The 24,653-nt window shown below is 42.8% G+C and carries 14 protein-coding genes, 1 tRNA gene and 1 pseudogene; 7 read left to right on the plus strand and 9 right to left on the minus strand.

Translation table 11 applies throughout. The annotated features are described in order from the left end of the window. Positions 1–34: 34 nt before the first annotated feature. The 5 genes and pseudogenes from V7K30_RS03330 to V7K30_RS03345 form a co-directional block, all read right to left on the minus strand. Positions 35–5,434 (minus strand): translocation/assembly module TamB domain-containing protein, encoded by a 5,400-nt coding sequence (locus V7K30_RS03330; protein WP_334997084.1) that lies wholly within the window; start codon positions 5,432–5,434, stop codon positions 35–37. A gap of 912 nt (positions 5,435–6,346) precedes the next feature. Next, a complete protein-coding gene (locus V7K30_RS03335; RefSeq protein ID WP_334997118.1) occupies positions 6,347–6,565 on the minus strand; it encodes a hypothetical protein in 219 nt (72 codons plus the stop codon). Positions 6,566–6,777: 212 nt separating this feature from the next. Beyond that, a pseudogene (locus V7K30_RS34175) lies at positions 6,778–7,032 on the minus strand (type I restriction endonuclease subunit R); the annotation flags it as partial. 169 nt (positions 7,033–7,201) lie between these two features. Continuing rightward, a complete protein-coding gene (locus tag V7K30_RS03340; RefSeq protein WP_334997120.1) occupies positions 7,202–8,590 on the minus strand; it encodes an ATP-binding protein in 1,389 nt (462 codons plus the stop codon). Positions 8,591–8,798: 208 nt separating this feature from the next. Beyond that, positions 8,799–8,872, minus strand: a tRNA-Pro gene (locus V7K30_RS03345). A gap of 137 nt (positions 8,873–9,009) precedes the next feature. Between V7K30_RS03345 and lipA the strand changes: the two genes are divergently transcribed. From lipA to V7K30_RS03365, 4 genes are all read left to right on the plus strand, one after another. After that, positions 9,010–9,888 carry a lipoyl synthase gene (gene lipA, locus V7K30_RS03350; protein ID WP_334997086.1) on the plus strand — a complete coding sequence of 293 codons (879 nt, stop codon included), beginning with the start codon at positions 9,010–9,012 and terminating at the stop codon, positions 9,886–9,888. A gap of 54 nt (positions 9,889–9,942) precedes the next feature. Next, positions 9,943–10,872 carry an NAD(P)H-dependent glycerol-3-phosphate dehydrogenase gene (locus V7K30_RS03355; RefSeq protein ID WP_334997088.1) on the plus strand — a complete coding sequence of 310 codons (930 nt, stop codon included), beginning with the start codon at positions 9,943–9,945 and terminating at the stop codon, positions 10,870–10,872. A gap of 659 nt (positions 10,873–11,531) precedes the next feature. Further along, on the plus strand, positions 11,532–12,782 hold the full coding sequence (gene sigC, locus V7K30_RS03360; RefSeq protein WP_334997090.1) for an RNA polymerase sigma factor SigC: 1,251 nt from the start codon (positions 11,532–11,534) through the stop codon (positions 12,780–12,782). A gap of 419 nt (positions 12,783–13,201) precedes the next feature. Further along, positions 13,202–13,657 carry a Fur family transcriptional regulator gene (locus V7K30_RS03365; protein WP_334997093.1) on the plus strand — a complete coding sequence of 152 codons (456 nt, stop codon included), beginning with the start codon at positions 13,202–13,204 and terminating at the stop codon, positions 13,655–13,657. Positions 13,658–13,788: 131 nt separating this feature from the next. Here the strand turns inward: V7K30_RS03365 and V7K30_RS03370 are convergent, their stop codons facing one another. After that, entirely contained in the window at positions 13,789–14,928 is a 1,140-nt protein-coding gene (locus V7K30_RS03370; RefSeq protein WP_334997095.1) for a peptidoglycan-binding domain-containing protein, read from the minus strand. 9 nt (positions 14,929–14,937) lie between these two features. Further along, on the minus strand, positions 14,938–18,996 hold the full coding sequence (gene cobN, locus V7K30_RS03375) for a cobaltochelatase subunit CobN (protein ID WP_334997097.1): 4,059 nt from the start codon (positions 18,994–18,996) through the stop codon (positions 14,938–14,940). A gap of 94 nt (positions 18,997–19,090) precedes the next feature. On the opposite strand from cobN, the gene V7K30_RS03380 reads away from it, so the two are divergent. Continuing rightward, positions 19,091–20,515, plus strand: coding sequence for a sensor histidine kinase (locus V7K30_RS03380; protein ID WP_334997099.1), 1,425 nt, complete (start codon positions 19,091–19,093; stop codon positions 20,513–20,515). Between the two features lie 70 nt (positions 20,516–20,585). Here V7K30_RS03380 and V7K30_RS03385 read toward each other — a convergent pair whose 3' ends face one another. Then, positions 20,586–21,419 carry an ATP-grasp domain-containing protein gene (locus V7K30_RS03385; protein ID WP_334997101.1) on the minus strand — a complete coding sequence of 278 codons (834 nt, stop codon included), beginning with the start codon at positions 21,417–21,419 and terminating at the stop codon, positions 20,586–20,588. Between the two features lie 200 nt (positions 21,420–21,619). Continuing rightward, a complete protein-coding gene (locus V7K30_RS03390) occupies positions 21,620–22,471 on the minus strand; it encodes a hypothetical protein (RefSeq protein WP_334997103.1) in 852 nt (283 codons plus the stop codon). 135 nt (positions 22,472–22,606) lie between these two features. Between V7K30_RS03390 and V7K30_RS03395 the strand changes: the two genes are divergently transcribed. Further along, entirely contained in the window at positions 22,607–23,512 is a 906-nt protein-coding gene (locus V7K30_RS03395) for a metallophosphoesterase family protein (RefSeq protein ID WP_334997105.1), read from the plus strand. A gap of 842 nt (positions 23,513–24,354) precedes the next feature. Further along, positions 24,355–24,564 carry a TM2 domain-containing protein gene (locus tag V7K30_RS03400; RefSeq protein WP_334997107.1) on the plus strand — a complete coding sequence of 70 codons (210 nt, stop codon included), beginning with the start codon at positions 24,355–24,357 and terminating at the stop codon, positions 24,562–24,564. Positions 24,565–24,653: the final 89 nt, after the last annotated feature.

The following is a 24,653-nucleotide window of genomic DNA, read 5'->3' on the forward strand; positions in this document are numbered from 1 at the left end:
CAGACTATGTGACGAAAGGTAAAATTGTATTGATCTAAAATCGGGTTTCATACTCAACTTGGAATTGACTGTCATCCCCCAAATTAGTTGAGCCTCGCATGAGAATTTCGTCATTGAGTCGATAGAGCAAATTGTAAACGAAAGAGTCATCATTGTTAGAAAGAGCGTGTGATAAAGAAACAGATGCGTTTCTATTGATGTCAAACACACCTTCTGCTGATAAATTAAGAACTGAAGAGATCGCTGCTTTATTAGTATTAGTAGATGGAGTAGGAAATATCCGAAACTCACTGAAACCAATAGCCTGTCCGATCGCAGTGATAGTTCCTTGTAAACTACCTAAAATGGTCGAACTAGCGAAATTAGTCAGCCCTTGTCCTGCATCTGTTTGACCGAAAGAATTCAGAATCGAGCCACCCAGCAGAGCAACTATTTCTCCCTTACTACGGCTAGGTTCACTCGTCAGTTCTAGATTGTCGCTCAATTCACTAGCTGGCCCGTTTACGCTAGCTTGAACGGTAACGGTATTTAAAGTCCCAAAATTGTTTACAGAAACATCGCTGACTTCAGAAGACAATGGTGATTCCAAAGTTTGACTGTTTCTTGCCGATGCTTCCGGTACAATTGCGGTAAGTCGCACATCTAGGGTCGGGTCAAGTCCTTGACTTGGAATAAACCGCGCAGTTTGTTCATAGCCCCGCGCCAAGGTGAACTGAGTGGAAAATAAGCTCAGTCCTCCTCCTGTCAAACGAATGACTCCTTCAGGAAGGGGCTTGGCTAATGTACCATTAATGGTCAAGTCGCCTTTGGCGTCAAAGCTCAATAGGGGCTGACTCAATGCGGCTGCTCCGGGTACAAAGCTCAGTAGGGACTGAGTGCCAACACGAATATTTTTGTCTAAAATCAACTTTAAATCTGCAAACTCTATAGGTAAATTGGGTGGAGTTACTGCGCTACTACTTCCGGTTGCTGTAACTACTGGGTTAGCGTTATTCTCTGCTGTAGCCACTGGGCTAGCGCTATTCTCTGCTGTAGGTTTGACGTTAGGGTTAACCTCTTCTCTGTTTATGACATTAGGGTTAGCCTCTGCTGTCGCTGCTGGTTTTTTATTAGCAGTAGCCGAGTTTCCAATAATTACCTGACCATCACTCAGTTTAATCTCTCCACCAATTACCGGTTTTAACGCTGTTCCGCGAATTACGACATCGCCGCCGACACCGCCTTGATACAATCCTGCAAGTTTAAAATTAAGTTTATCTGCTATTGAGACTGTCAGGGGATTCGCTGCGGCTTGCCCAGGAGTAAAAATTGGCAGGATACCTGATGCAGTCACTTGCCCTTTATTGTAAGTGCCTTGGATACCTTCGACATTCAGTGTATCACCATTAAATTGCACTGTTCCTGTGACATTCGTTAGAGGATCAGATAAAGCTTGAGCGCTAAAAGTTGCATTATTAAGTGTGGCATTGCCGTTGATAATTGGTTCCTTTAAAGTACCCTGAACGTTTAAATCTACTTTTCCTTGACCGTCTACCCAAGCAACTTGATTGTTGGTAAACAGGTTTAACAGTGCCAAACCTTCATTTTGCACATTGGCATTGATGCTGATTTGATTGCTATCCGGTTGCACTTTGGCAGAAGGTAAGGGAGCAGGTACGCTACCTGTAATGGTAACTGGCTGCGTTCCGGTCACGAGTAAAGTACTATCAAAATTCAACCGAGCTTTGTTGTAATCAAAGTCCACCTTTCCTGTTTGCACAGGTTTTTTATTCAGAGTCGCATCCGCGATCGCAACTTGCCCTTTAACACTAGGATCTTGTAAACTACCTGCTAATGTGGCGTCAGCATTCACTTTCCCTGTGATATCTATGGGGTATTTTTGGATAAAAGGCTCTAAAAGTGATAAAGGTAAACTTGCTATATTCAACTTTCCAGATAGTTGCTCAGTTCCTAACTGTCCTGAAAACGCCACCAGTCCTTGATTTATCCCAACACTCAAGGGCGAAAGTGTGACGATACCATCGGCAAAAGTGCCTTGAGCAATAACTTGATTAATAGAATACTCACCCCATTGCCAGTTTGTACCTTGAAAATTAAAGCCGACATTCAACCCAGATTTTAAGGAGCCATTGGCTGTAATTGCTCCGCTCAAAGCACCCGTTAATTCTGCAAGGGTGGGCAAAGATGGAGTTTGTTTTGTCTGTACTTGCTGTTGTTTTGCTGCCAATGCGGTAATTTTTGAGAAATATGCTAACTGTGTTTTCAAATCTGCATTGGGTAAACTGACAGATTCAGTGTTAAGTACTTCTGCTTTAGCCAACTTCGGAGGCTGCAACCCGGTATTAAGGTCTTGATAGTCGAAGATATTAAACGCTTGTAAAAGTCTCTGGATTTTGGCTTGATCAAAATTAGCTTGAAATTGAAATTTCGGGTCATTCCCTGTTTGCACATTTCCACTCAGGGCGATGTTGCTATCTCCAATCCGCAATTGACCATTAGCCAAGCTAGCAGTACCATCGGCATAATTGATCGTACCGCGAAATTCATCTGCTGCAACTCTGGCAACACGAGGCGCTGCGATCGCAACGTCTCCCGCAACGGCATAATTATTCAGATTAACAACTAAATTCCCCGATAATTGCCCCGCCAGTGGCTTCAATTGATTGTTAGGTAAAAAGCCCCCAATCAGAGCAATGGGAAACTGTTGGGCATTGATAAGCAAGTTATCTCCCTCAGTTCTACCTGTAGTAACTGCCCCATCGCGTTGGACTAAAAATGAAGTTGGACGATAATCTGCACCCAGGTTAAGCGCAATCCTGTCTTGCTTCCCAGCTAGTTGTAAACTTGCCCCCTGTCCACCTTGAAAATTCACGTTTCCAGTTAAAAGCGGGTCAAACGCCAAACTACTAACCTGGAAATTCCGCAGCCGGATATTGCCATTGGCTTGAGGTACATCTGGAGTACCTGTGACTTTTCCATTAAAATCAACTAGCCCCGCTACCGCTACGTCACCAGGAATTTGAAAGCCTGTATTTTTTAAGTTGAAATTCTGCGCCAGTACATTTAAATTAAATCCTGCAATTTGGGGTGCGCCAGTTGCTGGAGTTTGAACAGCGATCGCACCATTCGCACTCAATCCTGGGGTACTTGCGTTTTCAACTATAATCTGCTGTCCATTCCACTTAAATTGAGCGGTGAGCGGTTTTGCCAGCAGTGCTACCCCTTGGGAAAGGCGGATTTGTCCGGCGGCGCGAATATCTGCAAGCTGGAAAGATTTTGTTGTGCCTGCTAACTGAATATTGCTATTGAGCCGTCCTCGCAGTTGTGGTGAAAAACGGTTGAGTTGAATTTCAGAAGTGTTGACAACTCCTTGCCAGCGTTGTTGTGCAAGTTGACCTTGAGCCACGATTGTCCCACCTGCCACGTTCAACACCGCACCTGGTAAAAGGATATTCTCTCCTTGTTTAGCAACAACAACTCGTGCTGTAGTGGGATAGGTAGCTTTCGGCGCTTGCACCTGCGCTACTGTTTGCAAGTTGCTCAGAGTGCCAGAAATATCCGCATTTGCCGATACATTCCCAATGGTAATGGAGGGTGAGGATTTGTAGGCTCGGGCGATCGCATCCCCTGGTAAATTTTTTGCTTGTACATTCAACGCCACCCTGCCTTGGGGTGCAAGCTGAAGTTGACCACTGGCTGTAACTTGCCCTCCCACCTCTGGATTTGCCTGAACGCGAGCAATGTTGACGTTTAACGGTCTACCTAGAGAACCAGAAACTTTAGCGTTCGCAGATATACCACCAATATTAATTGGAGTTGAAATGCCGTAACCTTGAGCGATCGCATTTCCTGGGATACCTTGAGCTTGAATATCTACGCTTACCTGACCTTGGGGAGCGAGTTGAATTTGACCATTGGCTGTGATTTTCCCCCCGGCTGGCGGCGTAACCTGAACACTAGTAATATCAAGTTTCAGGGGCTGTTTGCGAAGTGAGCCAGAAATTTGGGCTTTTGCTGAAACATTTCCAACTGCGATCGGTAGAGTAACGCCATAACTTCGTGCTAGTATATCTCCTGAGATCCCATCAGCTTGAGCATTAAATATTACCCCATCTTTAGCTCCCAGATTAGCTTGACCGCCGCCTGTAATTTGACCACCTGCTGCGGGGACTATTTTCAGATTGGAAACAGTAAGTTGAGATGCAGTTTGAGATGCATTCAAGCGGAAATCAGTGTTGATAGTTTTAAATTGAACGCGGTCAACTTGAATAGGTTTTGTGTTGCTTACTGTACCGCTGACGACTGGTTGTTGAAGTGGGCCTAGTACCTGAATATTTGCTTGAATTTCGCCACTAGCTGGGACTGACGAATTTACATTCAATGTGTCTAAGATATTTTTTGCACTAACTGGTTTTATCTGAGCAGAGACATTAAAACCTGTTTGGGTATTAATTGTTCCATTTGCCAGAATGGGAACTTTGCCAAAGTTCGTACTCAAATTATCTAAAGCAACTGTCTGACCCTGAAATATAAATCTCCCATTAAAATTAGAAATCTGCTGAGGAATATTTTGAATTTTAGCAGTTACTTGATTAGCTGTAGCTGTTCCCGTAATCGCTATTTCTGAGAGTTTGGGTGGAATCTGAACCCCTAAGTCAGCATTTAAATACCCTGCTTGCAAGGCAATTGGCAACTGAATTAATCGACTGACCTCTGATACTTGTAAATTTTGTGCTTGCAGCTTGAGGCTAGTTTGTTGAGCTTTTAGTTGTGTTTCGCCAACGATATTAACAGCACCTCCCCTAGTGAGTTGAGCATTGATGTCATAACCGATCCTTTGATTTTGATCTGAAAATCGGGCAACACCACCAACTTGGGTTAATATTACTGAGCCTTTCGGTTTAGTTGGTGCGGCGAATGGCATCAACTCTACATTGGCATCTTGAATTTGAAGTGTCTGCAACTCAGTTTGAATAAAGCCTTGTCCCTCCGCAGCCTTAACTTGGGCTGTAACCCAACGACCATCTTTATCCTGTTGGATGTAGACATTGGGTTGAACTAATATGACATTTAATATTAGTTTTCGGGTGAGGAGAAGTTGTAACGGCGAGAACTGCACCTCCAAAGCTTTTGCTACCACCTGATCTTGATCGTTGGGAGTTGCTGGTATCGATAGAGAGCTAAATCTCAGACTAGAAAGCGAAAAACGTTCAACATTCCCTACTTTTACTGGACGCCCAAGCAATTGCTGAAGATTTTGCTGCACTAATGGTGCTAAATCTTTATATACATAGCTTCTAGCCCACCAAGCACCAGCGGCAATTCCAACCAGCAAAACCCCACCCACAGCCAAACTGGTACGTCCTAAAAGCAGGAGCCACAGACGACGATTAGATGGTTCCTGATTGTTTCCTGAATTTGGAGAGTGCGTCATTATCGTTATCGTTACCAGTACTTTTTTCTGGAGTGAGCCTATAGATAGGCTAGTCGCAGCTATATCAGCAAGTCACAAGCTATCGTTTCACAATATTAGGCCTTACGCAAGAACTTTGCGATAAGCCACTTCTGTTCTGTACGAGAGCCTGCGCCAACGAGACGCTCCGCAAATGCTTCTAATTATTTCATAATTTTGCGTAATTCCTGAATAGATTTCGACTAATAGTTTGTCACCAGACATCAATCTTTTGGCTATTAAACTTGGGAAATATTGCTGAAATTAGGAGAATTATTTAGGATTCTTTCAAGTTGAACATTCATAATATTTATTTATTTTTTATGTTAATTTTGGAAATTTTATAATTTTTCTAATTCATATCTTTAGATAGATTGAATTTACTTAAGTATTAATTTTCAAGAAATCGGCAATAGGTAATATTTGAATATTAAATTACTTTGTGACAACTCCTGTATATACAACCCTAGTAATAAAATTAAACTGCTATAGAATCTAACCTAGTATAGATGACGATGGTAAGTTATTTTAGATTGGAAATATAATTATGTAGAGTGCGTTAGGCTTACTGTATTTAGATAAATATGAGTTACAGCACTGTACCCACATATGAAGGTAAAATGGGACATCCATTGTTATTTAGTAATGGGATGCGATCGCACTTACAAAATATCTGTGAATAAACCTTAGGTTTACGCCAAATTCTCAGAGAATTTTATCCAGTAATTCATCAAGTTAAATTTGAGACTCCGGCTGTGCTATTAGACATCAACACGCCAGAAGTATATCAGGAACAACTGCATAATCTTGGGTAGCAACAGATTACAGCATAAGTTAACGTCAATAACAAAGATTCCCGACTTCTTAAAGAAGTCGGGAATCTGAGCTTTTCTATTACTCTTTCGTGAATCCGTTCAATTCATCATTTGGTTGATCAATCATTTCCGGTACTAAAGCTGGGTTACTCCTACGTTCTTCTGGTGATTGCTCCCGGATAACATCGTCTATTCTCGCAGGGTGTTTGATTTTGTCGAGTACCTCTGGACTTAGTTGCGATGGATCGCCTTCTGGATTCGACTTTTCTGCTTGACTAGGAACTGTTTCCTTATTCATCACTATTTCCCCAAACTTATACACCAAGCTTAAGTTTTTTCGTGGTGAGGTAGACACTATCTTGAGACTTATTTCACATAACGCTAGGTAACAAAGGCGATCGCCGAATAGCCTGCCCTTAGACATCGCTCCTTGTAGACTAAAGATGATTCACTGATTTTGCGATCGCTATCATCTTAGGCAATAACGACATCACTTTGTGAGTCGCTGCATTTAATTTTGTATTTTTTGGCTTGTCCTAAGCCTTCGGTGTCAGGCAAGTCGCGTTTTTTGGCTTCGATGACAGCGAGTTTTTCACCATGATTGATCAGCACGTAATCGGCGATGTCTGATTGGGCGCGTTTACCATTACCAACTAAGCGACCAGGGGCGATAAGTTCGCGGCGGATGCGACTACCTTCGATGATGCCCTAGCCTACGGCTTTTAGTGCGGGGTCAATTAGTTCGGCGCGGGTTTCGGCTGTCATTCATATTTCGTTTGCATCGGTTTGCGTTAAAACACTTTTTTGTTGGTTCTGAAAGGGTTTCAGGCTTTGATAGTTACTAATCTCGGTTTGCATTAAAGCACTTTTTTACTGATTATGTAAGGGTTTCAGGCTTTGATGGTTACTAATCTCGGTTTGCATTAAAGCACTTTTATGCCCAAAAAGGGAGATAGCGAGCATAGCGGGTAGAGGTTGATTCGGATTCGTCTGCTTTGATCAAGCCAGCTTCTTTGGTAGCTCCTATAATCAGAGAAACGGTTGCTGTCCTTGATTCACTTAGACCAAACCGCTCCCGTAGGGTTTGGTTAGACATTTGTTGATTGCTGACATACAGCAGACAGCAATGCTGATAGCAGGCTCGAATTCGGTCTGATTTGCTCATGTGGGCAAAATCTTGATGGGCAAACAGTACTGCTGTGGTACGTGTGTCACCCACTCGAAAATCTGGTGCCGGTAGTTGAAAGTCCTCTGCTGCGCTTATAACTTTGTCAATACCACTGCCTTTTTCTTCACATATACCGAAAAGTCGCATTAGGTAGGCGAGTTGTTCGTTGCGGGATCGATTTTCATCAATAAAGCGCTCCACCTGAATGGGCGGGATGCCAGGATTAGAGATATCAATGCGATCGCTGTACATCTCGATCATCACAGAAGCTCCCGTCGCTAGAAAATCTTGATGCACTAGTGCATTAGCAATAAGTTCTCGTAAAGCCTGTTTGGGGAACATCTTCATTTCTTCCCGCACAACTTCTTCGACAAAGTGATTTTGCGGTGCTGCTGAGTAGACAAAATCCACTAACCCCTCAAAGCCAACCGCATATCCTCGATTATCCGTTTTATCGTCGCGGGTTTTTAGCTTACTGATACCTTCGTAGATCACGACACGGGGTGCTTTACGAGCCAATGCGAGGGAAAAGGCATCAAGTTTTTTTGCCAAAAGGATGGCAGCTAGGTTGGTGATTGTCCAACCTTGGGCTGTCTGTTTGATTAAATCTTGGCTCTGCAATCTTTCAAGGACGGCATCGCCATTGGTAGGGTAGGGAATGCCTAATAGTTCAAAGTAGCTCTGATTATCGAGGAGGGCGATTACATCGTCAGGGCTAGCGTCAGATCGGGCGGGTTGGGAAAACCAATCTTGTTGGTCTTCTGCAAAAATCCGCTTCAGCATATCAGGAGTCATTGGTTGCAGTTCTTCGCCGGCTCTCATCAGATAGGCTCCCTGATAATCCAATGCACGACCTAGAGGACGGGAAGGCACTTCAAAAACTAGCACTCGACCATTTGGATGTTGTAATTCTGTAACTTCTACCCGAAATCTGAATTCATTAACTATTTTCGCCTTAATACTGTTCAGAGCTTCTGCTGTTCCCCAAGCTAGCGAACCTACTACTTGGCGAGGTGGCTTATCGGTAACGCCCAAAACGATATAACCACCTCCTTTATTCGCCAGCGATACACAATATTTCAGCAGCTTAGTCGAATTAAACTGTTGTTTGGCTTCTTTGAATTCAAGCCGTTCTGTCTCTGTCGGTACAAGCAGCTATTTTTCAAGGGTTTCAAGAGTAATCATGCGATGATCGCCTCCTTAGCTGCTTTTGTTGTTGATACTTACAGATAGATTTTTCAATAGGAGGGTTGAAAGGCACGCTTGGTTCGGGATTATTCTGAACTTTTTCAGTATATGAAGTGTAGTGGAATTAATTCCACCTCATCAAAGTAGCGACATTAATTAGCGAATGTACAACAAATCGGGATGACTGGATTCGAACCAGCGGCCCCTTCGTCCCGAACGAAGTGCGCTACCAAGCTGCGCCACATCCCGCCATAAAAATGCCATTGTAAATATAAGAATATCACAACCTGTGCCAAATATCAGAATTACATCTATATATGATCACTTCATCAAAGGCTTTGCTTGCTACGATTAAATTTGTATAACTCTAGTGGTAAAAGCGGATTGTGACTGTAAAACCAGACTGGTTGCGGGTAAAAGCACCTCAGCGTGAGCGCATCGGTAACGTCAAAGAAATTTTGCGGGATTTAGCCCTCAATACAGTTTGCGAGGAAGCGTCCTGTCCGAATATTGGTGAATGCTTCAACGCTGGGACTGCCACGTTTTTGATTATGGGCCCGGCTTGTACACGCGCTTGTCCCTACTGCGATATAGATTTTGAGAAAAAGCCCAAACCACTAGATCCCACGGAACCTTCACGACTAGCCGAAGCTGTTCGCCGCCTGAAACTCAATCATGTAGTAATCACTTCTGTAAACCGAGATGACTTGCTTGATGGTGGTGCATCTCAGTTTGTGGCGTGTATTAATGCGGTTCACTCTGTTTCACCCAACACCACAATTGAGGTGCTAATTCCTGACTTATGCGGTAATTGGAACGCTCTAGAGATAATTCTACAAGCTGCGCCAGAGGTATTAAACCACAATACCGAAACTGTCCCACGCCTGTATCGTCGAGTGCGTCCCCAAGGAAACTACGATCGCACATTAGAATTATTGCAGCGAACTCGCCAAGTTTCTCCTCGCACATACACTAAATCCGGGATCATGGTTGGACTCGGTGAAACTGATGCCGAAATCCGCCAAGTCATGCAAGACTTGCGAAATGTAGATTGCGACATTTTGACAATCGGGCAATACCTCCAACCGAGTCAAAAACACTTGCAGGTAAATGAATTTATCAACCCAGATCAATTTGCTGCTTGGAAGACATTCGGCGAAGAAATCGGATTTTTACAAGTTGTTTCTTCACCATTGACAAGAAGCTCATATCATGCTGAACAAGTTAGAGAATTAATGGAACGTTATCCCCGCAGCCAATTTTAGATTTTAGATTGCTAAGAAGATGGGGTAATTGGGTGATGGGGAGACTGTTGATTAATGACTAATGCAAAATCAGTAGCAATTCTTGGTGCGGGTGCTTGGGGTGCATCTCTAGCAAATCTCGCCGCAGGGAATGGTCATCAGGTGCGCGTGTGGTCGCGTCAAGGTTCCCAAACTCTCCAAACAGTTTTAAAAGATGTCCAAATAGTCGTGTCCGCTATCTCGATGATTGGTGTGAGAGATGTTGCTTCCCAAGTCCAGTCTTTACCCCTTTCTCCAGAGACAATTTTTGTCACAGCGACGAAAGGCTTAGACCCTCAAACCACCTGCACACCGTCGCAAATTTGGCAAACAGTATTTCCTAACCATGCAGTGGTTGTCCTGTCTGGGCCTAATTTGTCTAAAGAAATTCAACTAGAATTACCAGCAGCAACGGTGGTAGCCAGTAATATTCCCACGGCTGCGGAAGTAGTGCAGTTAGTATTTTCATCTCAACGTTTCCGGGTATATACCAATCCCGATCCCTTGGGGGTGGAACTGGGGGGAACACTGAAAAATGTCATTGCGATCGCAGCTGGTGTGTGCGATGGTTTACAACTGGGAACAAATGCCAAAGCTGCTTTAGTTACCCGTGGACTTACAGAAATGGTTCGCGTTGGCAATGACTGGGGTGCAAAGACGGAAACATTTTATGGTTTATCGGGTCTAGGAGATCTGTTAGCAACGTGCAATAGTCCCTTAAGCCGCAATTACCAAGTCGGCTACCAGCTAGCTGGTGGTAAGTCGCTTACAGAAACTCTCACAAATTTACAAGGAACTGCTGAAGGAGTGAACACTTGTCGGGTTTTGATGCAACGAGCCAAGCAACAAAACATAGCTGTCCCAATTACCGAGCAAGTTTATCGGTTACTTCAAGGTGAAGTCACACCCCGACAAGCACTTGATGAACTGATGCTGCGAGATATCAAGCCAGAGTACAACTACTAGCAGTTGATCAAGTCAACTATGCTGGGTAAATAAGTTTGTAGTAAGAATTTTAGTCCTTGTGTTAAGCACTGAAGTGCTGACTACGTACCAGGCTTTCGTTAGCTTGATAGTTAGTAGTCTATCAAGTTGAAATTGACAGGTTAAGACTGACACGGAAGAGGACGCGTTACTCACTCTTCGCATTGATAGAATTTTTGCCGTTAATCCTAATCACTTCCCTGATATCTATTAGTTCTACTTATACATTAATAATCCTGAGAAAAAATTGCTAAATCGTCAGGATATTACTTTTATCGCCATGTAAATGTGACTATGCCAATTATAAACATGATATTCACTGAAGTATGTTTATACTGTGTTACAAAAGTTACTATCAGGAACCTTTAAAGTTGAAATGTTAACTAAGTAGTTGAAATATTGAAAACCTAGCTGCGGATTTGAATAGCTATTGGTTTAATCAAAAGTTTAGCAGCCGATTAAGTTCAGTAATACTGTATCGAATAAAACCTTTACAGTTAATTTCTAAAAAAAATTGTAATGGAACCTTCAACCGTGTTAGTTCATCGTGAATCACGGGAACAATAGCAACAGTTGAATAGCTGACCGTAATCTAAGCTGACCGTAATCTATTGTTACCTGGAGCCATTGAGACAATCTTTATGCCAGCAACATCTTTTTATGCAGATGCCCCCTATAACACCAGAAAGTCCCGCCAGGCTTTGGACTCAGATCTGACGGTTGATGACAGTGAGTTATCGGTAGATGATTTACAGGAGCTGGAGATGGCTTCTGTTGACCATGCTAACTTTGCTGCTAACACTAACCGTCGTAGTACAGACCTAGTACGTCTATATCTTCAGGAAATTGGTCGAGTTCGCTTGTTAGGGCGCGATGAAGAGGTTTCAGAAGCTCAAAAAGTCCAGCGCTACTTGCGGATGCGGATAGTGCTTGCTAACGCCGCAAAGCTTGGAGATGAAGTGATTACCCCCTATCAGAGGTTAGTTGAAGTTCAAGAACGTCTGACCTCTGAACTAGGACATCGCCCATCTTTGGAAAGATGGGCTGCCACTGCTGGCATAATGGTACCGGATCTCAGACCGACTTTGGCAGATGGCAAACGTCGCTGGGCTGAAATCGCCAAGTTGACAGTAGAAGAGTTGGAGCAAGTTCAGTCACAAGGACTCCAAGCAAAAGAACACATGATTAAGGCTAATCTTCGCCTAGTTGTGTCTGTTGCTAAGAAGTATCAAAATCGCGGTTTGGAATTGTTGGATTTAGTCCAAGAAGGCACACTGGGTTTGGAGCGGGCTGTAGAAAAATTTGACCCCACTAAGGGTTATCGCTTCAGTACCTATGCTTACTGGTGGATTCGTCAGGGAATTACACGAGCGATCGCTACTTCTAGTCGCACGATCCGCCTCCCGGTTCATATTACCGAAAAGTTAAACAAAATCAAAAAGGCCCAACGCAAAATTGCTCAAGAAAAAGGTCGCACCCCGACTCTAGAAGATTTAGCTACTGAGTTAGAGATGACACCGACCCAAGTCCGAGAAGTTTTGTTGCGGGTTCCTCGCTCCGTTTCTTTAGAAACCAAAGTAGGCAAGGATAAAGACACTGAGTTAGGAGAATTACTCGAAACTGACAGTGTAACCCCAGAAGAGATGTTAATGCGAGAATCTTTACAAAGAGATTTGCATCATCTTCTGTCAGATTTGACTAGTCGGGAGCGCGATGTAATTTTGATGCGGTTTGGTTTGGCAGATGGTCATCCTTATTCTTTAGCAGAAATTGGCCGCGCTCTTGACTTATCGCGGGAACGAGTCCGACAAATAGAATCCAAGGCTTTGCAAAAGCTCCGTCAACCCAAGCGACGCAACCTCATCCGCGACTATTTGGAGTCTCTAACTTAGTCAATTGTCATTAGTCATTTGTCATTAGAAAACTGCACTTGACAAATGACTAGGGACAAAAGACTGATTTGATCCCCAGGTCAAAAGCCTCTTAGAGGCTTGTAGCAAATAATTTGCATTTAATTGTACAAGAGTTTCCCCAGACCTTTGCTCAGAAATGTTGAATCGGGGGATCAACTAAACAATTCAAAATTCACTCATTCAAAATTCAAAGTTAAGGGATGCAATCGTTACAAGTATCCTAACTATTAGCTGTATGCAAATTAAATGCACTACAGCTTATTACTTGAATTTTGATCAAGATTTAATGAATTATTCTTAAGTATTTAGCAAAAATTATCAATAAGCAATGATTGTTGCAAATCGCTCCAAATATTTGTTATATTCTCAACTAACGAGCTTTGTTGAGAAATATTAGTATGACTGTCTACACAACTACTTCACTCAAGGCAGAACTGAACGAACGAGGCTGGCGTTTAACTCCCCAGCGCGAAACAATTTTACACATTTTTCAAGAACTTCCGCAAGGTGAACATCTGAGTGCGGAGGATCTTTATCATCGGCTAGAAACTGATGGTGAAGGGATCAGTCTGTCAACTATTTATCGGACTTTGAAGTTGATGGCAAGGATGGGACTTTTACGGGAACTAGAACTGGGCGAGGGACATAAGCATTATGAGATCAACCAGCCCTACCCCCATCATCACCATCACCTAATTTGTGTTAGGTGCAACTCAACCATTGAGTTTAAAAACGACTCAATTTTAAAAATTGGGGCGAAAACTGCTCAAAAAGAAGGTTTCCACCTGCTGGACTGTCAAATGACCATCCATGCAGTGTGTCCCAAGTGCCAACGGGCACTGATGCCGCTTTAGCACTTGGGTAGATAACAAAACAAAACTACTCAAATTAACCAAATAAATGGAATTTTGAGCAGTTTTTAATTTGCTGTTATTGGAGGCAAACAACCCGTTGAGGACTGATACTAACAACACCAAAGCGGATGCTAAAAGCGTCCGCTCTTAAGATCCTTGAGGCTAATGCCGTAGAATTCCTGGGCTTGTTTAATCGCTTTTTTGGTGTCATCTGCCATCACACCGTTCAGTTTGCCTTTATAAAAACCCCGCTCCCGTAGTCGCGTTTGGATTTCTAGGGTATTAAATTCGCTTTTGCTAGCAGTATTAACTGAGCTATATAACTTGGCTCGCGTAGTTGGGCCGGCAACGCCACTTGCTGTCAAAAAGTTTGCTGACTGAAATCTCCGTACAGCATCGGCAGTATAGGGCCCATAGTAGCCATTTGGCTCTCCCTCTAAATATCCTGCCTGGATCAATTGTTCTTGAACAATTCTAACTGGCTCACCGCGATCGCCTACACGCAGTTTATCTCGATTGACTACCTTTTTGGGAGCCTCTTCTCCATCACCGATGCCAACTCCCGGCAATTTACGTAATGTTGCTGGGCCAACAATTCCATCAACGCTTAATTTGTAAGAATCTTGGAATCGCTTTACAGATTCTTCGGTAATCGGGCCAAATATTCCTGTGGCGTTCCCGTAATAAAAACCTGCAACTCTTAAGCGTTCTTGCAAAACCCTGACATCTTCACCTTCATCCCCTTTAGCAAGGTAGTTGGGATTGTGGCGCTGGCTGGTTGCTGAACTAGCTGAACTAATAGTGCTGGGCTTTTTGGCTTGTGTACTTACAGCAGTGGTTTTTTTAGCTTGTGTAGCCGCAGTTGTGGGCTTTTTTGCTTGCCAACTTTCTAATTTTTGCAGGGTGCTTGCTCCAACAATGCCGTCCACTGGTAAACCTGCGGACTTTTGGAAGCGCCGCACAGCTTCTTGTGTGGATACGTCATATACTTGGGTAACAGAAGCTTGGTAAAAACCTGCTGTTTTCAACTTTTGTTGTAGATTCCTGACAGAAGGGCCTTGATCGCCTTTTTCCAGTGCCATGACACTGCTGACAGCGCCAAGAATGGACAAGGACAGAGCAAGGGGCAACATATACTTCCAAGCCCTACCAGAAAGCCGTTTCCAGTCTGGTGCAGCTGCTTTGTTAAACAAAGAACTGAAGGAGACCAATTCACTGGGTGTGCTGTCTTCGTAGGCGAAAGCTAGGTGCAAATACGCAAGATTCTCCATATTTCTTTCCTACACCATTGATTTTTCTTCGATAACTGCTTCAGCTTGATGTACTAGGTTCCTCAAAGCTTCTAATGTTCCTATATTTACATCCTCCCACAAATTGCGCTTGTGTGCTTCTAATAATCTTTCAGCAATATCACGCAGAGCATAAGGGTTCTTTTCCTGAATAAATTCTGAGACAACTGGATCGAGCAAGTAAGCTTCTACTATGCCTTGATACATATAATCTTCGACACATTTAGCTGTTGCATCGTAAGCGAATAAAAAATCCACCGTCGCTGCCATTTCAAACGCTCCTTTGTAACCGTGGCGCATGACTCCCGCAATCCACTTGGGATTAACTACGCGAGAACGATACACCCGGGCAATTTCTTCTTTCAGTTGGCGGACTCGTGGTTGGGCGGGTATGGAATTATCACCAAAATAAGTTTGGGGATTTTTTCCCTGTAGAGAACGCACCGCAGCAGTTAAGCCACCCTGAAATTGGTAATAATCATCAGAATCGAGTAGGTCGTGTTCACGGTTATCTTGATTGTGCAGCACAACTTGCATCTGGGACAAGCGTTGCTTGAAGGCTTCGGGGGAGGGGAGGGGAGAGTTAAGAGTTAGGAGTGAGGAGTTAGGAGTTAGGAGTGGGGATTGCGAATTAGGAAGAATTTCTGTTCCTCTACTCCCCTGCTCCCCTGCTTCCCCTGCACCGCTTCCTGAGGAGTAGGCGTATGAACTCCAGTTGATGTAGGCGCGGGCTAAATCTTGGTCATCTGTCCAGTTTTGCGATTCGATTAAACCTTGGAGTCCGGCGCCGTAAGCACCTGGGCGAGAACCAAAGATGCGATAGCGCGATCGCACCACTGCTTCTTCTAAACTTAATCCTTGTTGAGTCCACAACTCAGTTTCTTGGCGAACTGCATCGGCGAGGGGATTTTGTTCTGGCGGTTCATCCAAGTCTGCTACTGCTGATACTGCTTGAGCAAATAAATCAATCAAGTTGGGAAAAGCATCCCGGAAGAATCCCGAAATTCGCAAGGTGACATCTACACGGGGACGCCCCAAAATCGCTAGGGGCAAAATTTCAAAATCCACTACTCGCCGTGCTGCACCATCCCATACAGGTTGAACTCCAAGTAAAGCCAAGGCTTCGGCAATATCATCACCCCCAGTCCTCATAGTGGCAGTTCCCCACATCGATAAACCTAGTGTTTTTGGATACTCACCATGCTCTTGAGTGTAATATTCAACGAGGGTTTCAGCGGCTTTCCTACCGATATCCCAAGCTGTTTCTGTGGGAATGGCGCGAATATCGACAGAATAAAAGTTTCTCCCTGTTGGTAGAACTTCTGGGCGTCCGCGCGTGGGTGCGCCAGATGGGGCACTTGGGACGTATCCGCCATCGAGTCCGTGTAATAAGTGGGTGATTTCTTGGTGGGTTTGTTGTAAAGCGGGAAGTAGGCGATCGCGTATCCAAATTGAGACGCGATGAATCGCGTCTGTACAAGATTCCTGAATTCTGATTTCTGAATCCTGATTTATTAGTTGTTCTACTAGAAGGGCGGCGTGTTCTTCTAGGACTTCGACTATATCGCCGATGGTGCGACATTGTGTGCCATTGACTACTGAGTATTCGCCACTAGGCATTGACAAATCAGCTGTCAGGGGATCGAAGTCTAGACCCCAATCTTGAGCTATGGCACGGGTAATACCTGAAGAATAGCGATTAGGTATGCGAGCGATCGCTACTATTAAATCTCGCAGCTGGCGTCCTTGCGGACATTGCCCAAAAATGTGCAACCCATCGCGGATTTGGGCTTCTTTCAATTCACAAAGGTAGCCACCGATAGAATTAAAAACTAGAGATTCAGAATTAAAAATTTCTGTTTCATTTTGGATTCCCAAATCTAGATGGAGATTTTCTTTGATCACCAGTTCGCGGATGCGATCGCGAATCACTGGCAAACGCGAAGGATCTAAACTTTCCGCTTCATAATACTCATCAATTAAATTTTCCAACTGTTGCAAAGAACCGTAGAGTTCCGCACGAGTCATTGGCGGCGTTAGATGATCTATAATCACCGCTTGAGCGCGACGTTTGGCTTGGGAACCTTCACCAGGGTCATTCACAATAAATGGGTACAGGTGGGGAAGTGCGCCGAGAGCCACTTCTGGATAACAATTGCTGGATAAAGCCACACTTTTACCGGGTAGCCATTCTAGATTTCCGTGTTTTCCCACATGAACTACAGCATCAGCACCAAAACATTCTCTGACCCAATAGTAGAAAGCTAAATAAGCATGGGTTGGTTCTAAATCTGGTGCATGATAATTCAAACTGGGGTCATTATCATAACCCCTTGGTGGCTGAATTCCCACGAAAATGTTGCCGAGTTTAATTCCGGGAACGGGGATTGGGCATTGGGGATTGGGGATTGGGTATTGGGTATTCCTCTTGTCTCCCCCGTTTTCCTTTTCCCCAGTCCCCAGTCCCCAGTCCCCAGTCCCTAGTCCCCAGTCCCCAGTCCCCAGTCCCCACCTTTCACTAATACCCTGCTGCACTGCTGGCGGCAAAGAAGCAAAATACTCTTGATACTCTTCCCAAGAAACACTTTGCTGCACCGGACGCGATTCTCGACCTTCCGGATCATTTGTGACGCCATCTGTCAGCCGTTGAATCAACTCATCTCCTTGAGCAGGTGGATTTTCTACTTCATACCCAGCCAGATGTAGAGCTTGCAGGATTTCTACACAACTAGCTGGGGTGTCCAGTCCCACACCATTAGCGAGGCGTCCATTCCGGTTGGGGTAGTTTGCCAAAATTAGGGCAATTCGCCGTTCTTGGGGTGGTTTGGAACGCAGACGCGCCCAATTTGCTGCTAGTTTAGCAACGAACTCGATGCGATCGCTCACTGGTTCATAAATTACCACATCTGTCTCTAAATGGGGATTACGAGTTTGCACTGCTTTAAAAGACACAGCACGAGTAATGATCCGCCCATCTACTTCTGGTAGCGCTACATTCATCCCGATATCGCGGGGAGAAAGCCCTTGAAACTGTGACTCCCACTGCTCAATTGACCCACCACTGAGGATTACCTGCAACACAGGCACATCTAATTTTTGCCACAGATCGGTTTGGGGTGTTTCGCTTTCCAAGCGTGCTAAAGAAAAACTGGTGGTATTCAGCAGCACAGCTATTGATTCGGCTTCTTTGGGTTGGAAAAATTCACTCAACTCCGCTTGGACATCGGGTTCACGCAATGAGGAAACAAACACTGGCACTGGTTGTAAATTTTTCTGTACCAAAGCTTCGCATAAAGCATCAATTACCTTGGTATTTCCCGCTAAATAATGAGCGCGGTAGAAAAGGATGCCGATTTTGGGGGTGGGGCATTGGGCATTGGGCATTGGGCATTGGAAGCCTTGAAGTTCTGAGGTGGATGAACGAGTATCAAAGGTGGATGAATCAAGTTCTAACACTCCCCTGCTCCCCTGCTCCCCCACTCCCCACTCCCCACTCCCCACTCCCCATTCATACAATCCCACACGCGGAATCGGCCGGGGTAGCGGGGGATTGTATGCAGTTGACAAGCAAGTATCGGAGATAAATTCGAGAGCATTAACGAAATTTTCTACGCCGCCTTCGCTAAAATACTGCCATACCTGGTTAACAACACCCAAGGGCACGGTAGACTGAGAAATTAAATCGGGATCAAAAGCGTCATCCCCTGGCATTACAATCAGGGTTCTACCATTACGTTGCACAATTTCTTGCACTACTTCTAAGCCATAACCCCAGTAAGAACGTCCTCCTAATAGGCGCAAAATAATTACTTGGGCAAGTTCCAAAACTTGCTCTCCATAAGTATCTATGCTTAATTGTTGCTGCAACTGCAACAGGTTGGCGACTCTTAATGCCGGAAAGCTTGCAGGTAATTTTGTCACCGCAGCTGCCAAGGTTTGAATGTCGGTATCAGCAGCCGTAATCAACACGAAAGGCGCTGGAGTTTGTTCTAAAAAAATTAAACCCTCTGACTGATTCCATCCACCCGATGTGCTACTTATACGATGCATAATCCTGTCTTACCGTTTTAAACTGTTGGTTAGTAGATAATTAAAACAAACTTTTTTCCCTGCATTCAGCCCCCTCTTACCAAAATGATTGAAAATGCTTAGTTCTCCTGATTTGAGCTTTTGTCGAATCTTGCCTATTGTTGTATTTAATCAGCTTGGGGAGTTGTTAGAACAGATGGCTCAAACGGTGGGAAGTGCCGCTTTAGTACTGACAGAAGCTGTGTTAGTACGAATTTGTATACCTGGGGAGTGGCAAAGGCAAAGGTTTACACTAGTGGTTTCTGAGCAGTTTAGTACGCTCTTGGTAGGAAACTTTGACGAGGAGCAGGGAAGTTACTCAGGAATCAATGCTCAGTTGACGTTTAATTTGGATGCGATCGCTTCCTTTGTCTACGAATTGAGAGACTTGTTTGAGTGCGATTCTTATACTCACCAAAATCTCGAACGCTATCGCCAAATTATTAGACCTAATGATGCCACCCTCCAAAGTAAATTCTCGCTGTTGTTATTAGAATATCTCCTAACTCAGCCAACCCAAGAAATAATAGCACCTCCAAGCTCAACTGCGCCGGCAGTTTATATTTGTCAGCCAGTGGAAGATGCTTTAAAAAAACAGATTTTCCAAGAGCGGCTGTTGAATCAGGTAACAACGCAGATCCGCAAAAGTCTGGATTTACGAGTAATTATGGCAACAGCAATTACACAGGTGCGTGAGTTTCTGGAATTAGACAGATTAGTAATCTATAAATTTGAAGGTTCCAAAGTCAAGACTCAACAATATCAGTCTGACACTATTCTCTTCAATGGAACGGCACTGACAACAGGCATGGAACTATCGGTTGGGGAACCTTCCAAAATCTATTTTTCTATACACGATGGCAACGGTAAACACTCGCCTTTTGTGTCAATAAATAATCAACCCCTACTAGAAGACTACCAACACTATGGAGGTTATATTGTCTATGAAGCCCGTGCTACAGATGCTATTACATCGGTGTTGAATTACACGGAAAAAAATTGCTTTATCCGAACCTCTCATTCGGAATTTTCTTTGGTGAATGTTGCCGAAAATACTGTAGAATCACTGCGAAAAAAAGCAACAAGCGAACAAATTAATCTCAAACTTGATTTGCAAATCGATCCCAGACGCGATCGCTTTACCGCCGATGCAGAACGAGTAGCACAAATTCTCTGGAATCTGTTAACTAATGCTATTAAATTTACCCCTGAAAGTGGCAGCGTTACTTTACGTCTTTGGGTGGAGGATGATACCGCTATTTTTCAAGTTGAAGACACCGGAATCGGTATTCCCGAAGAACAATTACCATTACTGTTTGAGAAATTTCAGCAACTCGATACACCCTATCGCCGCCGCTACGAAGGCACTGGAATTGGATTAGCTTTAACTAAACAACTTGTAGAACTTCATCGGGGTCGAATTCAAGTAGAATCAACTATAAGTATTGGCTCAATTTTTACTGTATGGATACCAACTCAGGCAGTGAGAGTGCTGAGTTAGGAGTCATTCAATTTTAGATTTTGGATTTTGAATTTTGGATTTTGGATTGATATCATGTCCGCTGAATTTTTTATTTTGAGGCTAGACTAATAAGCATTTTTACAAAAACTTTCAACACAGGTTCCTCACCATTGTCTCTAGTGAAAATACTATAATTGGGACGAGAATTGATTTCAATCAACCAATATTGGTTATCTCGATCTAAGACGATATCTAAACCACCATAATCAATGTCTAATTCTTCAAAAATTGGTTTAGCAAAATTAGCTATCTCTGATAATATTTGTGGATCATTGATATACCTGGCTTTTGCGCCATCCCAGTGCAGAGGACTAAGATTACCCGCAAATTTGGCATCAGTTATATCTTTTTCATAGAGGAGAACTAACTCTTTATTTAAGAAAACGGCTCTATACTCAGATTTAATTTTGATGAACTCTTGAGCGATCGCAACGTAATCATACTTTTTATAATTGATATTGAAAATCTCTTTTAAAGCAGTTTCAATTTCATCTGTATTCTGGCATAAAAAGACGTTATGTCCCCTCGATCCAGAATTCCTTTTAACAATCACAGGGATTTCAAATTTTTCTTTTATTTCTAATATAATATCTTGAAAGCTTGGGAATTTTAAGTAAATCTTATACTGGATGTCACAAAAAGGAGAAAGAAAACCTACTGTCCGAGGAAGTTTAACTTTGTTATTTAAAATATGATAAGTGTATTCCTTATCTTTGAGAATTTGTGCTACTGCTTGATTAATTAACGGAGTGCTATAGTTACAAAAATAATGTTGTTTATTATTCAGTTTTATTTTTACTAAGTTTTCAGCCGGATGAATAATTTCATAGCTGATATTTAATTTTTCACAAGCTTTGAGCAATAGCGAAAGGTTATCTAACATAAATACTTGAAGTTAAACGTTCAAATTAATTTTCTACACGAATTATTACAAAACGCATACTTTGCTTGAGTTGGCATCCATCTATTCAACGCTTTTTATAATGTGCTTTACGAATTACGTTAGCGAGTCCGCGTACTTTTGCAAAGAAGCAAGCTACGCGCAGCGTCTGGTAGAGAGCGTCATTACGAATTACGAATTATTTAACTTGTTGTTTGCCGTTTAAAAATCACTATCTCAGTACCAACAACTGGGTTACGCGCTATCAGCCTATTTTGGGAGTCAATAATTTCTAAATGGGTAAAATCAAGTTCTTGAGAGCGTTGTAATATTTCCGCGGCTAGTTTGTCCTGCTGAGATTCTTTGAGAGTGTACCAATCATCACTAATTTTGACAGTCAGATTGCTGGTGCGGAAGTTGGCTTGAATTGACTTTATCAGACCAGAGGCAATGCGATCGCTAATTTCGGCTACCTGATTTTCAATAGCCGCAATCAAGGCTTGTTCTGGCGTCAATTCTATGGTTGGTTTCGGCGTTGGCGTGGGAATTGGTTCTGGTTTCGGTTCCGGCGTTGGTGGTGGCGGAGTTTGTACTTCTGGCGGCTGTAGTTCTGGTACGACTGACTCCGGTGGAGTAGTTATCGTTGGTGTTGGTACAGGAACCTCTTCAACTGGTGGAACTGTGGCTACTTCAGTAGGTTTACCAGTGAAGACAGTCGCCGTTGTCCAAACGAGAATTACAGCAATTCCAGTCACAATTCCCGTCAAAGCCGTATCTGATAACTTTGTTGACAAATTTGATGGTAAAAACAAGCGGATTGTTCTTAAGAGTCCACCCCATCGCAACTGAAGCTGCTGCAAAAAACTGGGAGTTTGTTCAGTACCAGGTGGGGGTGCTGTCTCCAGTTTGTCCACCGTTGTTTCTAAAACCCCAATCGTCCCTCGGAGAAGTTGGATAATTTTAGCCTTCCAAATTGGCTGAACTCTCTGGTAAGGTTTTTGGGGAGGTTGAGTTACCTGCTCATTCGTCGGTTTTGACTGATTGTCTTGTGACATGGAACTTTTACCAAAAGCAGCGAATCAAAGACAAACAACGTACATTATTACTGTGTGCTGCCTCTTTTGCCTTAATGTATCACTTCATTGCACATTGCTTCCGCTAAACTGACTATTTATTAAATTTGGTAAATTATGAACCTGAAACGCCGTCAATTTTTATTGTTAAGTAGCCTCGGTGCTATTGGTACAGGATTTTTAGGTTGGATGTTAGCTCATCAAAATCATCAAAGTGCTGATATTAGCGATTCAACAACAGCTATAGCCGCCAACCCAGCCAAAAAAGACTTGTTATTACGTTTTGTGTCTGTGGCTGATACAGGGACTGGAGCTAAAGGACAGTATGCTGTAGCTGGAGCGATGAATGCTTATCATAAGAAAAATCCTTATGATTTAGTAGTTTTAGCTGGAGACAACATTTACAACAACGGCGAAATTGAAAAAATCGCCGAAGTTTTTGAGCGTCCCTACCAAGCTTTGCTCAAGCAAGGTGTGAAATTTCAGGCTTGTTTAGGTAATCACGATATTCGTACTGATAATGGTGAGCCACAAGTCAAGTATGTCGGCTTTAATATGAAGGGACGTTACTATACATTTAAACGTAATCAAGTCCAATTTTTCGCTTTAGATACTAACAGTAATGCTGATTGGAAAAACCAGCTAACTTGGTTAGAAAAAGAATTAAGTCTTAGTAATGCTCCTTGGAAAGTGGTGTTTGGACATCATCCGATTTATTCATCGGGCCAGTATGGGAGTAATCCAGATTTTATTAAAACTTTGACTCCTATATTTAAAAAATACGCCGTTCAACTTTACATCAATGGTCATGAACATAGTTATGAACGCACTCGTGCTATTGATGGTACAACTTATTTAATTTGTGGCGCGGGTGCAGGCAATCGTCCTGTAGGGCGTTCTGAGTGGACAGAGTATTCCACCAGTGATTTAAGTTTTGCCTCTTATGAGGTCTATAAAGATAGAATAGAAATAAGTGCGATCGCTACTGATAATCGTGTTTTTGATAAAGGTATCATTCAATAAAAATACACTCTGACCTGTCTCCTTTTAGGAAAGAAGCTTTGAATCTTACTCCCCTCCCCAAGAGCGGCTATCCATTACCCGAATCTTTCTTAACATAGTTCAAAGCAAGTCATAGAGAAGGTTATAGGTAGAATAAACATCTTGTGTATTGACAAAAAATGGAAATGTGCATCGAAAACGAGAAGCGATCGCATACTTCCAAAGTCAACGCCACAAACTCAACCTCGGAAACTTGCTCTGGTTGTGAGTGGAACAATAAATGCTAATCGCTGTCATTCTTGAATTTTGCATCTTTTTGTTGTTTAGAACAGCGATGAACGCAAAAACCCAATGATTTTTTCTGCTTTATACTTCATTTTAGTCATCAGGAAGTTTACGGAAATATATTGAGCTAAATCTCAAGAAGATCGGTAAATTCTATGAGGTTTTAAAGATAAAAGTTAGCTAAACTCACCTGATAAATACGCTCAATTTTTTTGTTAAGTCAAGTAACTTTGTAGTGACTGATCAATTGTTTATCAGCAATTATTGGTCAACATAACTTTATCATCTGATGAGCAACTTGAAGAACCAAAGACTAAGACTAAATTTTCATCGGTTACGTCTGGTTCCATATATAGCAATTGGTTGTCTGATTTTTTATTTCAATTCCAACCTAGATTTTAACTACCTAGTCAAAGGATATTTAGTCTTAATGGAATCTCAGCTATGTATAATCCTTATTTATTTTCTGACAGCAAAATTCAATAGTAAACCACATAAATAATCGGGGAAGCCCAAAACTTTTGGGTGGATTGGATGCCAGCAAATATTTATTAGAGTTAATTAATAAAGGAAATGCCATGAAGACTAAATCTACAGCTATTCTGCTTTGCTTTTTTTGCGGGTGGCTGGGAATTCACAAATTTTATCTAGGACAAAATGTAGCAGGTATTTTGTACTTATTGTTTTCCGTAACTTGTATCCCAGCATTAATAGCCTTTGTTGATTTCTTCGTGCTAATTTTCATGTCAGACGCCGAATTCAATACCCAGTATAATCAGGTTATATAGGAATCCTATTTGATTTTTGAAAAAGATTACGAGATAATACGGATGAGTTGAGAAGTGTAAGAGCAGACAATGATAAACCAGCATCTACA

Origin of the sequence: Nostoc sp., from assembly GCF_036917655.1 — a bacterium.
Taxonomy (GTDB): domain Bacteria; phylum Cyanobacteriota; class Cyanobacteriia; order Cyanobacteriales; family Nostocaceae; genus Nostoc.